This is a genomic window from Paenibacillus mesophilus, assembly GCF_005938385.1.
Taxonomy (GTDB): domain Bacteria; phylum Bacillota; class Bacilli; order Paenibacillales; family NBRC-103111; genus Paenibacillus_AB; species Paenibacillus_AB mesophilus.
Genome location: NZ_VCRA01000047.1, coordinates 1 through 16749, shown reverse-complemented (window position 1 = coordinate 16749; position 16749 = coordinate 1). Strand labels below are relative to the sequence as shown.

Sequence of the window (16749 nt, the reverse complement as noted above, 5' to 3'; positions counted from 1 at the left end):
GTTTCCTACGATTTTCATTGATGATCAATCCTGCTATTCCAGCGACACGTTTCCAAGCACGGACGTGCCTGTTCCTTGATCTGCTATTCCGTTTGAATTGTAGAGCGTTGTGCCGAACAGAAGCTGGTTGTTGTGAATGATGTTGTATTTGGACTGCGGAGAATTCACGCGTATACCGTCCATGGGGCCATAGCGAATTACAAATTCGGACGAAGCGTCCGGGGCGACGGTCCAGGCCGGCGTACATACGGCGGTGTGCGTCGTTCCATCGTAGGATGATATTTTTCTTTTTTGGCCCGTACCGGTTCCGCCGACCAAATAAACCGTCATCGTGTTATACTCTCCGCTTGTGGCGGAAGCGTTATTGTCCAGTACAATCGAAGTGGTCGTTCCGCCCTTCGCCACTCCGGCGTACTTGAACCGGTTTTGCACCGTGTTGCCCTGGATGGTATTGAAGCTTGCGCTGTCTACAATCATAACACTCGTGCTTGACGCAGCGCTTCCGCTTTCGTCGATCACGTTGTTGGCCACCAAGCAATAGTTGGTAGTCCCGGAAAGCCGAATGGTGTTGGTCGCAATGTTGGAGAGGTGGTTATTCGTGATGCTGATCGAGCTTGCATTTTCCAGCCAGATGCCGATGCCGTTGCAATTTTGAATCAGGTTCCCCTCTATCGTATAATTGGTCGATTTGCTGATCCACAAGGACCTGTTGATCGAGTCGGACAGGATGTTGCCTTTCAAGGCGACGTATTTCGTCAACAGTCCGTTAATACGGGAGGCGGGGCCGATGAGCGTGTTTCCGATAAATTCGACGTATTCGACCGTTCCTAACGTCCCGTTCATCGTAAAGCTGCCGCCGGTATTGTTTTGGAATAAACAGTGGGCAACGGTCACGCGGCGAACGAAACTGCCGGGGTCCGGTTCGAGATCAATGCCAAACTCCGGGGCATGTCCGTGCGTATTGACAAACGTGGAGCTCTCGATCCGCACGTTCTCGGCGCAGGTGACACTGATTCCTTGCCTGCGGTTATTGTCGCAGATCACGTTCTGGAACGAGATATTGCGGGAGGCGTTGCTCTGGGTCATGTAATAGCCGACCACAGAAGCGTCTCCCCAGCAATCCGCGATATACAAGTCGCGCACCAGCACGCGGTCCGATCCGCCGATCGCAATACCGTACCCCCATTGTCCGGTCGTGCCCGTATGCTCGTTTCGCTCCCCGAGTATTTTGCCACCACCTTCGATGGTGACGTTGGTTTTGCCGAAAATATTGATAATCGTATATCTCGGCGTTGCCGACGGAAACGCTTTCAGAACAGCCGAAGGGCTTATCACGATTGTCGTGTTGTCCTTCGCCTGAATGCCCGCATTTAATTGACCCACGCTTGTTGCATCGGCCCGGACCATGTACGTTCCTTCCGGAATATATACCGTGACATTGCCGTCGCCGATGGCCGCGTTGATCGCCGCCGTATCGTCGGTCGTGCCGTTTCCCGCGGCGCCAAACCATTTCACGTTTACGAACGACTGCTCCACAATCCGCTTGAAGCGGGCGCCCGATGTCGAGACGAGAACCGTTCCCGTATTGTCGGTCGATGCTGAATCTAGGGGATCGTAGAGAAAAAATCCTTCCTTTCCCGGGTCGGTTACATAATAGGCAATCCCTTCCTCCGGAGACGTTTCCGCCCTTAGTTCGCTGACGGTTGTCGAAACGCATATTTCGGTTGCCAACCATTTCGGTCCGGACTTGCCCTTGCTGTATGTCGCCTCCAAAACCGATGGCTCCATTCCGCTAGTCGCACCGACGGAAGCTTTGTACAACAGGGTCGCCACTCCTGTTGCGCCGATTGTGGCCAAAAGCTTTCTTCTTGTCAAGTTTGCCATCCTCATGCTCCTTCTTATAATGGAATGAGATATCCAGTAAAGCCTTGCGGCTTCCTTAAGGCAAAGCGCCAACCCAAGTCAGTAATCGATATCTGGCGGTGCCGCAATTCAAGTATAGAGGACGCCGGGATGAGCCGTACATGGTATTTGCTGATGGGGGGATGTAGGTTTTTAACCGAATTAGCCGACATTTTTCATGTGAATTTTTAACATTTTCTTTTCGCCATGCTATAATGGAAGCAATAGAAGGAGGCGTGGGGATGGGGGAGCTGAAAGATTTCTTGCTGTCGCTTTCGAACGGGAGATGGGTGCGAATACAGACGGTTGCGCCAGGCACTTTCCGGTTCCGGATGAATGAAACGGGGCATTTTGCGGAGCCCGCTTCAGTGCGCTACCAAATTGTAAGCGCTATCTTAGAGGCGGAGAGAGATGTTTACACAGCGCCTCCCGGCAGCGTTGTAGATTTTCGGAGCGGACAAGCGATGCTGCGAATGGACGGCGGAGACGGACAGTTTCGCTTGTTCGGGGCGGATGGGGGAGAACGGGTGGCGACGAGCGCCTCTCCTTGGTCGAGCGATAAGTCCGGGTTCGGCGTACGTTTACAACTGGGGGGTGACGAAGCGCTGTACGGGCTTGGCAACATCGCCCCAGAACGGATGCAGCGGCGCGGCTTGCGTGTCGAGATGTGGGGAGAGAAGCAACTGTGGGCGAGCGCCCCGATTCCTTTCCTGATGAGCTCGAGCGGTTGGGCCGTTATGGTGAATACGACATGGCGCCATCTGTTCGATATTGGAGCTTCGAACGAAAACGAGCTGCTGATCGAAGGGCTTGCCGGCGAGCTGGACTTGTTTCTTTTTGCAGGCAACGACTATGCGGAGCTGCTAGACGCTTACACCAACGTTGCGGGAAAGCCGCCCCTGCTGCCAATCTGGATGTACGGTCTGAACTTTTGCTCGCGGATCGGGTCCAGCGCCCGCGATGTGCTGGACGATGCGATCAAATTTCGCCGCGCCGGGACTCCATGCGATTTGATCGGCCTAAACGACGATTGGATGGAGCGGGCAAAAGACTTCTCGACGACGAAACGATGGCATCCGGTTCGATTCCCGACAAGTACGAACGATCTGCTGCGCCAAGTTTCGTTTATCGGCATATTGCACAAGCAAGGGTTCAAGCTGAGCCTGGCTTTGGGCTGCGATTACGATTTGACGGTGCTCGAAGAGCGGCTGGCCGGCGAGAATATGGGGTCGGAATGGGAATATCGTAACGACGGATACAGAGAGGACGCGCAGCCTCTTCATGAGGAATCATGGTACGAGCACTTGCGCAAGTTTGTCGTTGACGGCGTATCGGCATTTGTGCTGCACCCGAATAACCCGATGCACGGCGATCCCGGGCGAATCTGGGGTAATGGCATGAGCAGTGCCGAGCTGCATAATCTTTACCCGGTTTTGCTTTGCAAGCAAATGTATACCGGCTTCTTGAAGCAGACGAACAAGCGGCCGGCGATCCTCATAGAGAGAGGGTATTTGGGGATGCAGCGGTTTGCGGCCAGTACGACAGGGACGTTTTACGACGCAAAGCACGCGATCGTGGCGATACTTAATTATGGTCTTTCCGGTCATGTGCATACGACAACGAACATGCATCTCATTTCGCGCGAAGGCATCCACGCCGATTTTTTGCTGGCGTGGTCGCGAATTAACAGTATGGATCATTTCCAGCATCCGGACTTTCTGGAGCATCCGTTGAAGGAGCTGTTTCAGCGCTATGCGCGATTGCGCTACCGTCTGATCCCGTATTTGTACTCGACCGCTCACGCTGCCGCACGCACCGGGATGCCGATTACGCGGGCCATGCCGCTTATGTATCCGCGGGACCGGCATTGCCGGGAGCTGGACGGGCAGTACATGTTGGGCGATTCTTTGCTCGTCGCCGTCTATACCGAGAGCGTTTATTTGCCGGAAGGGGATTGGTTCGATTATTGGACAGGGAAACGTTACTGCGGTCCGTGCCGGATCGACGTAAGTGTTCCTCCCGAAGCGGGCGGACCCTTGTTCGTGCGCGCCGGGGCGATTATTCCGATGTGGCCGCCGATGGACTATATCGGGGAGCGGCGGGTTGAGACGCTCACGCTGGAAATATACCCCGGAGCTCACGGGAGCTTTCTCTTGTATGAAGACGACGGCGCTACGCTCGACTACTTGGAGGGGGCATCCGTCCGAACGCGTTTGGAGTGCGCGTCGGATCAAGCGATGACGACGGTGCGCATTGCAAAGCGCGAGGGAACATTCGCCGGCATGGCGGATAAGCGGAGCTATGAGCTCATTGTTCGCACTAACGCCAAGCCCGCAGCGGTGCGGGTGGGCGTAGAGCGCCGTCCGGACCGCACAGCGCGGAATAAATCCGATCCGTTCCGCAGCTGGCGGTACGATCGTTTGGCGGGGACGGTCAGGTTACATGTGGCGGAAGCTGAGTTCGGCGAAGAAGGCGTATGCATCGAAATCGTTCATCCTTCGAAAAGCGGTCGCTCGGCTGCCGCTCGCAACGGGGCCGAGAGAAGATCAGCGGCGTCAGTCGATCCGTTCAGCGGGCCAGCGGCCAGTGTACTTGGCCGGGGGATAAGCGATGCCGCAGGTGGCGGGGGGGACGCCGTTTCAGATGACCTTGAAGCGGACAATGCTTTTGCCGCCGCTTTGGATTCGGGCGAGCTGCGAGTTGCGGAAGCGGCCTTGACCGAATGGTGGGGGGCGAAAATGAAACAAGCTCCGTCCGCCGCTAACGCCGTTTGGCAGCTGCACGTAATGAAAGGCTGCTATCTGATTGTGCGGCAGGCGGAGCGAAGCGGATGGACCTCAGCGGGTGCGTTTAAGCACATGGAGGATGAAGCCTCTGAACTGGCTCAGCTGCAAAAGCCCGAACAAGGCTTCGAGCTGCTTCTGCGGCTCGTGAGCCGGCTTATCAGACAAATGGATGCGCCCCATCCAAGGGCGAAACATCCGGTTATCCGCGAGCTGCTCGTGCTCGCGTTGCGGGAGCCGGAGCGGGACTTGTCGCTGAATGCGATGGCCGAACGTTTCGCGTTGCATCCGGTTCATATCAGCCGGCTGTTCAAGAAGGAAACCGGCCGCAACTATTACGACTATGTCATCTCGATGCGGATGATGCGGGCCAAGCAACTTCTGAGAGAGGGCCACAAAGTATATGATGCCGCGGCCCTCTGCGGCTTCAAGGACGCCGGAAACTTCTCAAAAGCTTTCAGCAAATATTGGGGGGAGCCGCCGGTCAGCTTCAAACAGGAACGGAGCTGAGGGGGAGCGAACGGTAACGCCGGGAGTTGGATAGGCCTCTCCGCTAATGTTCCGCAAGTCGTTGAGAACAGTAAATTAGGCCAATTCAACAATAAACTGTGATGTTTTATAATCCTTACACGAATGTGAGAGATCAATAAAAAACTCGAAGGCAGCCGTCAAAAAACGATCGGCTGTCTTTGCTCAACTAAGTTTTGGAGGAGGAGGGGGAATCCGTGAGTATGGAGATCAGCATTTCCAATACGAGTCATACGTTGCAGGTTGTCGGCTGCCAATTCGGGGTGAAGTCGGCGGACTGGTCGTATCCCAGGCATCATCATAGCTTCCGCTGAATACCGGGTCGGTGCTCCAGATCGATGCGACCCACGCCATCGAAGCCAGGTTGCAGAATACGGGTTGTGTCAAAGGAGCGGTGAACGGCATAGCCAAGGAACAGAATCTGAGCCGCAGTCAATGTTATAAAATATTCACCCAGGTCTACGGCATGTCCCCACGGCAATATTTAACCCAGATCAAATTGAATCAAGCTAAGCAACTGTTGCTAGATAGCGAATTGACGGTGGAGGCTATCTCTCACAGGCTCGGCTTTGCCACCATAAGCCATTTTTCCAGACAATTCAAGAGATGTACCGGTTCCTCCCCCAATCAGTTTCGTCCCCGACGCCAGTATCGCTTCCCATAGAAAAGATGAGACAAATGGACAAATAGAAGGATGCTCCGCTAATTGTTCCGCATGCGGCATCCTTCATATAATCAGGTTGCGGAATGATTTTCAACCTGAGAGGGGAGTTGTCCCGATTGTCCGAATTTGTCTATATGCTGAGATATACCATGAGGTCCGGCGAGCTGGAAAGTGAGCGGTTTGAAGACCTGATGGCATTTTGCCGCAACGCTAGAATTGATGATGTGATGTTTTTTATTCACCCTATGCATTTCAACCATATGACACTGGAAGAAACCCGGCCATGGCTGAAGGCGATTGAACGGGCCAAGCCGCTGCTCGCATCGATTCTACGCGATAGAATCGTTATCATTCCGTAGGAGTAACTGCTACGCCAACGGAGAACGATTGTAGAGGAGCTTGCCAAAAGGCAGCTCCTCAATTTGTTTACTGAAGTAACGGCAGTTTTTCACAAAGGTTTGTATCCCCAGTGGGGCCTTACATGTTGGTGACTTACTTCAGAACTACTAGGTTTCACGTTAATCACGTTAGCGGACGAACGCGGCATATAGTGGGTATATACCTACTTAAAGAGGAGTTGTGTTTCCATGCCTATTTCAACAGGCACCCACTTGCTGTATACCGTTCGGCCGGGTGACAGCCTGTATTCGATTGCCAATCAATTGGGCACCAACATTCAGATGCTGGTGCAGATCAATGCGTTATATCCGCCTGTTGCAGATCCCGACCGAATCTTTCCCGGTCAAGTACTGCTGGTGAGATTGCCAGGTATGGCAGAGCAAAGCTCTGTTTTATATCAGGTTCAGCCGGGGGATACGTTATATCGGATCGCCGAACGTTTCTCCCTAAGCGTCGACATGCTGGCCGAACTCAACCAAATACAAGAGCCGAACGTTCTTCGAGTCGCCCAATTGCTATACATTGCCGCATTCGTGTACGAAGTAGAGCAGGGCGACTCTCTGTACCGGATCTCCAACCGTTTCGGAACACCGATGAGTGAATTGATTCGAGCTAACAGAAATCGCCCAGGTTTATCCCCCGATGTCATCTATCCCGGTTTCCGTTTGGTTATCCCGCTTCCGTCCTCTACGAATATCGTAGTGTTTCAGCCGTTGCCAGGAACGAGGATTGCCCCATGTCAACATTTGACGGGTAGCGCCCGCGCATTCGAAGCGGTGATAAATTACCAAATTAGCGACGCGATGGGGGGGGCCGTTACGCAAGAACGGGCTGTAACGGCTTCACAAGGTGCCCCGGCATTCGGACAATACGACGTACAGCTCCAATTCGATCAAACTCCCATTACGCAGAACGGCATATTGATGGTGTACACGCGCAGTGCCCGCGACGGCAGTATTCAAGATTTGGTGGGTGTTCCCGTGACATTTTAACACCAATCCGAAAGAAGTCCTCTTCGTCTGAAGTTCTTGTCATTTATGACATCATGTTCTTGTCAACCGATGTCGGGTGAATAGAACATGGCTACATTAAAAGTCGCACGTGATGCGGCTTTTTCATTTTATGCCCTCAAGTTCTTATCAAAATTGAATGACAAGAACTTGAGGACATTCCCGATTTTGACAAGAACATCATGACATTCCCTACGGAGCAATTGAAGGTCCGGTTGTACTAGGTCATGAAGGATCGGGAAACGGTCTACGTCACTTTGTATGCTCGCGGTCGATGATGGATGCAGTTTGCCATGGATCGTTGGCGGAATTGACCATCCTGATGGCGGAATGAGCAATGAAGCTGATCAATCCGGCCATGTATAATAGAGCTAGAAAAGGAAGTTATCCGATGTTTTGGGGGTGAGAAAGAAAGGAAATGGAGAAGCATTTGAAAAGCAGCAAATTCATGGGCCAAGAGTTTCCGTTCTGGATGAAACGGTTCGCTCAAAATCGAAACGCAACTCCAATCGAGCATAGCCACGAGTTTGTAGAGCTCGTGTATGTCGTGAGTGGAGAAGCGCAGCATTGCTTTGAGGGCGAGCGATACGTCATTCGCGCCGGCGATGTATTCATCATCAATCCCGGAGAGGTGCATGCGTACGACTACGAGGATGAGCAGCAGATCGAAATTATTAACTGTCTGTTTATGCCTTCGCTCATCCAGGAGGGACTGCTTCGTGAACTTGGCATATCGAAGTCAATGGATTTTTTCTACGTGCAGCCTTTTCTCAATAAAGAAGAGCGCTTCCACCATCGACTTAATTTGAGCGGTCCGCACGCGGCAACGATGCTGGTCATTATGGAAAGCATGATGGCCGAATTCGAGCATCGGACTCCGGGCTTCGATGCGATCATTCGATTAAAGATGATCGAGCTCCAAATTTTTTTATCGCGTATTTACAATCTGCACCAAACGAAAAGTCATAACGTTAATTACGGCGAGCGAGAAGTGATGGCGAGACGGATACGCGGATTTCTGGAAAGGAATTACGGGGAAAAAATAACGTTGACGTCTTTGGTAAACGTATTCAACATCAGTGAACGAAAGCTGAACAGGCTCATGAAGGAGCAAATGGGCATGAGTGTGATCGAGCTGCTGCATCAAATTCGGATTGAGAAGGCGAAGTATCTGCTTGAGGATCAGGCAGAAAAGGTGATTAATGTAGCATCCATGGTTGGCTATGAGGACCCGGCCTTTTTTAGCCGCTTGTTCCACCGTATTGTCGGATGCCCGCCAGGGGCGTACAGAAAAACGATTTTTAAATAATGAAGGGGGCGCTTGTTGGAATGAAACTGTTACTCCGTAAAACAATCGCAATGTTGGTAGTGGCCGGGAGTGTAACTGCTTGCAGTCAAGCTGGAACGCAGAGTGGAGAGGGTCAGAAGGCCGAAAATCGATCCACTGCTCCGAAAGAACCGGTCGAAATTGTCTTTTATTCGACTAACAATGATTCCGTAGAAGGCTTTGACCAAAGGTTGGGCACTTCTTTGCGCAAAAAGTTTTCGGACTATACGATCAAGTACATTCAATCGACGAAGGGCAACTCGATAGAGGAGCTGCTGGCGTCGGGGACGCGATTCGATATTTTTTACCAGACGATCGGCAATTATGAAGGGCATGTGTTCCCGAATCGCATTGAATATGACATGTCCGAGTTGATCGCGAAGCACAAGGTGGATCTGAATCGATTTGAGCCGACCGTCATAGATGCGCTAAAGCAAACATCCAACGGCAAAATGTATGCGCTTCCTGTCATAACGAACAACTTGCTTTTATATTACAACAAGGACTTGTTCGATAAGTTCGGCGTTCCGTATCCGAAGGACGGAATGACTTGGGAGCAAACAAGCGAACTGTCCAAGAAACTATCCCGCACCGACCAGGGGACGCAATATTTCGGGTTTACGCATTCGCCGCTTCATACGATCCGAATGAACCAACTCTCCATTCCGAATGCAGACTTGAAGACCAACACGCCAACCATTAATCAGGACAGCCGCTGGAGCCGATTTTTCCAAACTTTATTCCTTGACCCGGTTCAGGAGCCCGGTTATGCGCAGTATTTGCAGTCGACCGGCAAAATTCCAGGCAGCAACGAATTTGTCAAATCGAAAAATGTCGCGATGTACGTGTACATCCAAGGTTTAATGGGGGCATGGGGAGATCAAGTGAACTATGATGTCGTGTCGCTCCCGGTGTTCAGCGACCGCCCGGGAATCGGGTCGCAATCCTACCCGAGCTATTATGGCATCACGAATATGGCCAAAAATAAAGATGCGGCCATGGAAGTTTTGAAATATATCGTTTCCGACGAATATCAGGTCGAGTTGGCGCTGAGAGGCGATATGACCGTTCTGACCGACGATCGCGTACGGAAGCAGCTAGGACAAGGAACGCCGTTCAAGGATAAGAACTGGCAGGCAGCGTACTATAACAAATTTGCGCCTTTCCTTCCGAAAGGGACTTATGATGCCGAACTGGTTACCATTTACGGGTCGATGGGCATTCAACTGCAAACGGGCAAAATCGACATCAATACAGGCTTGAGACAAGCGGGCGAGCAGGCACAGAAGAAGCTGGCCGACATTGCCCAGATGAACAAATAGAATCTGGATAGAGAGACGATTGACGGAGATAGGGAGTGGAGCTGATGTTTCAAATCATCGATCTTCGCGTAAATGGCACTGCTGAGCCGATGTCCGCGAATTCGAGCGACGTGGTGTTTAGCTGGCGATTAATAGGTGAAGGCCGAGCGAAGGAATGGACAGCTTACCAGGTTCAATTATTTGACAAGGAATCATCAGTGCATGAAGGAGCTAGGACGGTTTGGGATAGCGGCAAGGTCGAACTTCAAGAGACGTATGCGATATATTCGGGGCCGGCCTTGGAAAGTGCGTCTCTTTACTGGTGGCGTGTCAGGGTATGGGATAGGGAACTGATGTCGGAGAGTGTTCCAGCCCGATTCGGCACCGGATTGCTTACGCACGAGTGGCAGTCAGAATGGATTTGGAGCCATCCGGAGGTCATATGCAATGACTTCGCCTATTTCCGCAAAGAACTCGACATCCGTGGGGTCATTCGTACGGCTAGATTATTTGTTTCCGCGCACAATTCAGCCAATCTTTATGTGAATGGGGGAAAAGTCGGCGGGTATGTCACCCCCGCTCCGACGAATCCGTGGAGACGCAAATATTATACCGCTCACGATGTGACATTATTATTGGCGCCAGGCCCAAACTGTATCGCCGCTGTGGCGCACTATATGGGCGGCAGCGGGCAAAATTACGTGAATGGGGTGCCAGGATTTCGGATGCAGTTGCATGTGGTCTACACGGATGGAGCGACGGATGTCTTCAAAACCGATACGACATGGGAAACGATTCGTGATGCTCCGCATAGGATTGGCACGCCCTACCAGCAAAACAGGCGAATATCCGCGATCGAAGACGTCGACGCCGGGAAGCTGGATCATGGCTGGATGCGTGTCGGTTTCGCGTCAGACAAGTGCGAAAAGGCGGTGCCGGCGGATTCAAGAATCGGAGATTGGCCGATGGTTGGTCAACAATTGCCGGAGGGGGAAATCGAGGAACTGATCGTACCCGCCGAATTGTATTGTGAAACGGTGTCCGGCGAAGCGCAGAAACCGGGCTCGGAGCACCAAACGGTTCGCCAAGTGTTCGATACCGGCAAAATCGTATCTGGCTGGCCGCGATTACGTCTTGCAGGAACAGCCGGAGCAACCGTGCAGCTTCGTTATGCCGAACAGTTGGACGAGCAAGGCTTCGTTAAGCATAATGTTTGCAACGAGAAGTCCGACAACTATTACGACAGCTACACAGTTGGAGGAGAAGGACATCAAGTATGGCAGCCGGATTTATCGTACAAAGCATTTCGTTATGTGGAGGCGACGAATCATACGGACCGGCTCGTTCCAGGCGCCGATCTGTGGATTGCATCTGCGCATACGGCGATGACTGAGCATGGCTCGTTCCGCTGCTCAAACGAGCTGCTGAGCGAGATGGCAGAAGCGTGTATCCAAACGCTCAAGAACAATACGCTAGGTCAGGCGACCGATTGCCCCCATCGGGAGCAGGCGCAATATTTAGCGGATGTCGACCTGCAAGCGGAGGCGCTTTTGTACAACTTTGATGCGCGGCATATTTTGGCCAAGACGCTTGTCGATTTTGCGGACGGGCAATTGGAGGATGGGTCGTTTCCGTACGTGTATCCGACCAACTTCGATAACATTGCCTTCAACAAGCAAATCCCCGAATGGGATTTGCACTATTGTACGCTTTTGCACAAAACATACTATGCGTATGGGGATACCAGAATAATTGATGCTTGTTATGAGCCTGCCAAACGGATGGTCGATCATTATTGGGCTCGATTGGATGAAAAAACGGGACTTGTGCCAGCCGATCGCCCTTGGCATATCAGCGACTGGCCGTATTCAACGGTCCAGCAGACAGCACCGTTTCTAACCGTTCAGAACATCAAGCTCGTTCAAGCGATCGAGGCGATGGCGAACATGGCCGCGCTGCTTGAGAAGCCGATAGAAGCACAATCGTTCGAGCGGATGGCCGGAAAGCTGCGCGTTTCCATCGTTGAGGCTTTATTCGACCGGGGGACCGGCTTGTTCCGCGACGGATTCCAATCTCCTAGCTATCATCAAGGGGTAAACGGTTTGGCCGTCCATGCAGGGCTCGTCCCGGAGGAGATGGTGAGCAGCGCGTTGGAGGCGATCGCCGAGATGAAATGGGAGAGCCGGACCGTTTTGTCACTGCCGCTTCTTCGAGCGTTGTTCGAAGGAGGGAAGCAGGAGAAGGCTTACCGTATGATCGCAAGCCCCGATTATCCCGGTTGGGGCTACATGATCCGCAATGGCGCAAAAACGATGTGGGAAGGCTGGGACGATATCAATTCCCATTGTCATGCCTGGAACAGTTATCCGCTGCGGCTGCTGCAGGAATATGTGGCCGGAATCCGGCAGCGTTCGCCTGGTTTTCGCGATGTGGAACTGCGGCCATATATGCCGGATGATCTCACATTTGCGGAGGCAACTGTCACAACTGTGTACGGAGAGCTGTTTATCCGCTGGGAGCGGCAGTGCCGCGATCAGGTACCTTTACGTGTCACGGTTTCGATTCCGATTGGCATGACCGGCACACTAATCATCGAGCCGGGCTTCGGCGCCCCAGCTTGGCAAATTGAGGAATCGGGCGAAGTGATGTGGATGTATGGCAGTTCATACGAGGGCATTGAAGGGGTCACGTCCTGCGCCTGGAATGGCGGCGCAGTCGAGATCGGTTTGAAATCGGGACGTTACGACTTTGCATTCTTGCCTGCACCATATGAATAATAGGGAGTGAAGCTTGTGGAGAAACAATCGCTTGACACGGTTAGGGATGAACAGATTCATGCAACCGGACATGACCGGTTGAGCAGAAGGAAGCTGCTGTCTTACTTGGCTGTCTCGGGAGCCGCGACCCTTGCGGGGACAGCCTTACTGAATCGAAATATGGGATTTGCCGAACAGGGAGGGACTGTCACCGAGAGTGTGTACGGTCCCATACCGCCCATCGGCAGCTTCATTGTCGATGTGACAGCCGCCCCTTACAATGCTTGCGGCGATGGCGTGACTGACGACACTTCGGCGATTCAAGCTGCGGCCACTGCCGCTGAGAATGGGATACTCGTCATACCAAAACCGGCAGCGAGCTATTTGATTTCAAGTACGATTGAACTGCCATCCCATATCACGGTGATCGGGATCGGCTATGCGACCATCAGCTTGAAAGCGAACTCGAACTGCACAATGATTCAACTCGACGGCAAGCAAAATGTGACGATTACAGGTTTGACTTTAAACGGGAATCGGGAAAATCAATCGACTGACAACAGCAATCCTTACGATATGGCCGAAAGCCATCATGCCATTAAAATCATCAATTCCCGTAACGTGACGCTTCGAGGGTGCAAGTTAACAAGCGCAAGCGGGGACGGAGCTGCGGTAGCCGGAAAGTTTTTCGTAGTGGGAGAGGCTAATGTAAACCGGCAAATTACGATTATCGATAATGAAATTCAAAATAACGGACGTAACGGGATTTCGCTTATTCACGCCGACGGCGTGTGGGTCAAGAATAATGATATTTTCGGCCATCATGCATGGGTTTCGACATTGGGGGCCGGGATCGATATTGAGCCGAATCGTGGCATTAATCCGGGTGAGCAGTGGATCGTAAGAAACATTGCAGTGGAAAACAACATTCTTCATGATAACAACGTAGGAGGACAGATCATCGGATGGGCCAATTCCGCGACTACGATTGTGGAGCACATTGCGTTCCGGGGCAACAGCATTTATCGAAATAATCATCGGACAGCGCCTGCCTCTTCCAAAGGACTGCTCGTCAAGGAAATAAATAATTCCGCTGGCGGCAAGTACTCCGATATTATAGTTGCGGATAACGACGTATACGAGAATGGGTTTGTCGAGGGCACTCCCGTATCCAATACGATCGGAATTCATCTCGATAAATGCAATGTGCCCCTTTTTGTCCGGGAAAATCGAATTAGCGGATCGGGGATGGGAATCCAGCTCCACACCGCTTCTTATGCAACTGTGCAAAACAACCATATTTACCGGTTTGGAAACGCTCAAGGCGGAAGCGGTATTACGATGTACGCAAGCGAATGGTGTTATCTTCTGGACAACCGAATCCATTCTCCTGCGGCACTAAGCAATTTTTCAAGAGGGATTTCGATAACTGCGTTAACTTTACAACAAGTGTCTCGCAACCTGATCGTGATAGGCAATATAATTGGCGATTCGTCTAACAATATGAACGCTGCGATCGGGATGACCAGCAATAACATAGGGTGGTCCGTTTTCTCCGGCATCGTGCTTGATCGGAACGTCCTGTCGGGTTACGTGCATCTTCCTGTCAAATGTACGAACTGTTCACTCCCGGCAATATCGAGTGCTGTCGGAAAACAGGTGTTGAACGGGATTCTGTCCCACTATAGTGTGGCGGATGGTGAGTTTGTGCCTTATTATTCTGAGGCGTCCATGTATGGTACTTCGTCAGAGAGGCCCGTAACAGGCCGGTACGTTCATATGTCGTGGTTTGACAGTACGCTCGGCAAACCGATCTGGTGGAACGGAACCGCTTGGGTCGATGCCGCCGGTATAGTATCCTAGTATTACAAGGCAGCAGATTCAAAGAAAACGCTTTTCTATTCAGTCTGAAGGAAGTCAAGGCCGCAGCGTTCATAAGGGTGGGTGTGGAAAAATGCCTATGGCAGAGGTACAATGGTGAAGGTACGTTGAGCCGAATGTGGCTTGGATGAAATGTTTTCAGAAGTGGGGACAGATATGCTATACGACTATAATCGCGATAAGCAACGTATTCTTATGACTTTTGAAAGCGGGGATTCGATTTACCGGATTCATTTCGGAATAAACGGCTTTAACGGGTTGCCGAATTTCGTCGGCATCGATCGGTCGAGCAACGGTACGGACTGGGTCACCATCAATTCTGCTGCTACGGATTGGCTGCCGCCGCTGCGCGTGGCCGCTGTAAGCAACGGAGACGGCAGTGGCAAATATGCTACAGGCGGCAATCATGGTAATGTAGACAAAACCGCTAGAGGAGACCGGACAGCTTTAAATAAGCTATTTCAAGTTCGTGCAGATGGCGAGATGCTGGAAGCTTCCCGATCAGCTAATGTCGAAACGATCGATATTCTTATCTCGAACGATATTATGGGCTGGAATACCACACTGCATCAGCCGCGTTACATTATGCGTCAAACCTTTAACCTTTCCTTCCGAGCGGGGTCCTGCGAGGTTCAGGCGCACCTGGAAGCGCTCGAGGATGTGCTGCTTGCAAGAGATTCGGCTTTGCAGTGCGTCACTGTCGGCTTTCAGGAGCAGCTCTGTTTTTATGGAAAATCCGTTAGACAGCCATATGTGAACGGGATGTCAAGCGGTTCTAAAGGAAGCGCACCGGATGTGATGGGTGTCGGTCTTTTTAGCGAGGAGAACGGTCAAATGGTCATGTGGCTCGATCGTCACTGGGAAGCGGGGGAAGGGGACATGCTGCACAATGACCATCCGCTCGTCCGCATATCGGGTAATAAGGCCTATCTTGCCGTTGCATTGGATGTTGACGAGGACCAGCATGATATTAAGACGACGGTGGCCCTAAAGGCCGGACAATCTTATCGTTATCGAGGCGGTTATTCCTGGCAGGCAACAGCAAATCATTCGGGCATCGATAGTTCGTTCTATTACCACATTAACGGGAAGTCGCACTATGCATTTGTAACCGGTGACGGCAAGCTGGTCACGGTTTAATTCCATCTGAAAAGCTGCGGTGAAGACATTACAAATCATTCACGTTTTCCCCAGTTCACATGTTCGGCATTTGCGGTGTCAGTCCATATCTGTGACTGTTTACCGATCCTCGACCTGCCTGTTAAGCGGAGCAGGCAGGGGTGACATTTCAACCCTCAGATGCAGTTTAATAGGTTCGCGCCTGTGCACATTAGCAATCTATAAGAAACCGGGCCTGCTGTTCTTTGATAAAATATAGACAGAAAGGAGGCTGAATATGGGACGTTTAATCCTGCAGATGAATGTGACATTGGACGGTTGCTGTGACCATACGCAGGTGATTGCGGATGAGGAGCTCCACCAGTATTCGGTGGACATGATGGACCAGTCCGACGGTCTGCTTTTTGGACGCGAAATCTATCAGTTGATGGAAAGTGCTTGGCCAGCCATAGCCAGCAGCGGCACCGGACCTCAATTCTTGGTCGACTTCGCACGCAAGCTCGATCGGAAACCCAAGTACGTGGTCTCGCGGACGCTGGATCAAGTGTCGTGGCAGAACTCTTTCTTATTGAAGGGGCCTGTTTCCGAGGAGGTGCCACAGCTTATGGCAGAAGGGAAGAGCTTACTCGTTAACGGCGGTCCCGGCCTCGGTTCCACCCTGGCACAACTGGGATTGGTGGATGAGTATCACTTTCTGGTACAGCCCATCGTTGCCGGACGTGGTCCCCAATTGTTGGGGGGAATTCGTGATCGACTGAATCTGAAGCTGACCGGGAGTAAACCCTTCGGCTCCGGCGTCGTGCTGCTTCGCTATATGCCCGTTCGTTGACTGCTTGGCTGATTACCGCCGGGTACAAGATGTAGCCAGCAAACTTTGTGTCGTTAAACAACCACCAACAGTGTCAGGTGACAAGAACATTACCTCATTAGAAGCCGCGTAAATCGCGGCGTCTTTTATGTGCGCCACGCATGGCGACTAACTAGGCGGTGAAAGTCCGCTGTGGGGGCATGTAGTGGCCAACCACTAGCCAAGAGCAAGGGTGTCCATCGCGAGGTGGAATCTGAAGGAAGCTGGAGGC

At 52.0% G+C, this 16749-nt stretch carries 11 protein-coding genes; 10 read left to right on the top strand and 1 reads right to left on the bottom strand.

Features of this window, described 5'->3' with window-relative positions; genetic code table 11:
- Nucleotides 1–33 precede the first annotated feature (33 nt).
- Nucleotides 34–1884, bottom strand: coding sequence for a right-handed parallel beta-helix repeat-containing protein (locus tag FE783_RS35525; RefSeq protein WP_158302214.1), 1851 nt, complete (start codon nucleotides 1882–1884; stop codon nucleotides 34–36).
- Between the two features lie 260 nt (nucleotides 1885–2144).
- On the opposite strand from FE783_RS35525, the gene FE783_RS35520 reads away from it, so the two are divergent.
- The 10 genes from FE783_RS35520 to FE783_RS35475 all read left to right on the top strand — a co-directional run bounded on the left by FE783_RS35520 (nucleotide 2145) and on the right by FE783_RS35475 (nucleotide 16499).
- Nucleotides 2145–5195 (top strand): TIM-barrel domain-containing protein, encoded by a 3051-nt coding sequence (locus tag FE783_RS35520; RefSeq protein WP_158302213.1) that lies wholly within the window; start codon nucleotides 2145–2147, stop codon nucleotides 5193–5195.
- A 343-nt stretch (nucleotides 5196–5538) separates the two neighbouring features.
- Nucleotides 5539–5877, top strand: coding sequence for a helix-turn-helix domain-containing protein (locus FE783_RS35515; protein WP_338015936.1), 339 nt, complete (start codon nucleotides 5539–5541; stop codon nucleotides 5875–5877).
- 116 nt (nucleotides 5878–5993) lie between these two features.
- Nucleotides 5994–6236: a hypothetical protein gene (locus tag FE783_RS35510; RefSeq protein ID WP_138884145.1), complete on the top strand. Its 243-nt coding sequence runs from the start codon at nucleotides 5994–5996 to the stop codon at nucleotides 6234–6236.
- A gap of 228 nt (nucleotides 6237–6464) precedes the next feature.
- Complete coding sequence (locus FE783_RS35505; RefSeq protein WP_138884144.1) at nucleotides 6465–7268, top strand: LysM peptidoglycan-binding domain-containing protein; 804 nt, start codon at nucleotides 6465–6467, stop codon at nucleotides 7266–7268.
- A 436-nt stretch (nucleotides 7269–7704) separates the two neighbouring features.
- Complete coding sequence (locus FE783_RS35500; protein ID WP_138884143.1) at nucleotides 7705–8595, top strand: AraC family transcriptional regulator; 891 nt, start codon at nucleotides 7705–7707, stop codon at nucleotides 8593–8595.
- Nucleotides 8596–8816: 221 nt separating this feature from the next.
- On the top strand, nucleotides 8817–9935 hold the full coding sequence (locus FE783_RS35495) for an ABC transporter substrate-binding protein (RefSeq protein WP_158302212.1): 1119 nt from the start codon (nucleotides 8817–8819) through the stop codon (nucleotides 9933–9935).
- Between the two features lie 44 nt (nucleotides 9936–9979).
- Nucleotides 9980–12691, top strand: coding sequence for a family 78 glycoside hydrolase catalytic domain (locus FE783_RS35490; protein ID WP_476638933.1), 2712 nt, complete (start codon nucleotides 9980–9982; stop codon nucleotides 12689–12691).
- A 15-nt stretch (nucleotides 12692–12706) separates the two neighbouring features.
- Entirely contained in the window at nucleotides 12707–14533 is a 1827-nt protein-coding gene (locus tag FE783_RS35485; RefSeq protein WP_138884140.1) for a right-handed parallel beta-helix repeat-containing protein, read from the top strand.
- A 141-nt stretch (nucleotides 14534–14674) separates the two neighbouring features.
- Complete coding sequence (locus FE783_RS35480; RefSeq protein ID WP_138884139.1) at nucleotides 14675–15691, top strand: hypothetical protein; 1017 nt, start codon at nucleotides 14675–14677, stop codon at nucleotides 15689–15691.
- Between the two features lie 256 nt (nucleotides 15692–15947).
- Nucleotides 15948–16499: a dihydrofolate reductase family protein gene (locus FE783_RS35475; protein WP_138884138.1), complete on the top strand. Its 552-nt coding sequence runs from the start codon at nucleotides 15948–15950 to the stop codon at nucleotides 16497–16499.
- Nucleotides 16500–16749 lie beyond the last annotated feature (250 nt).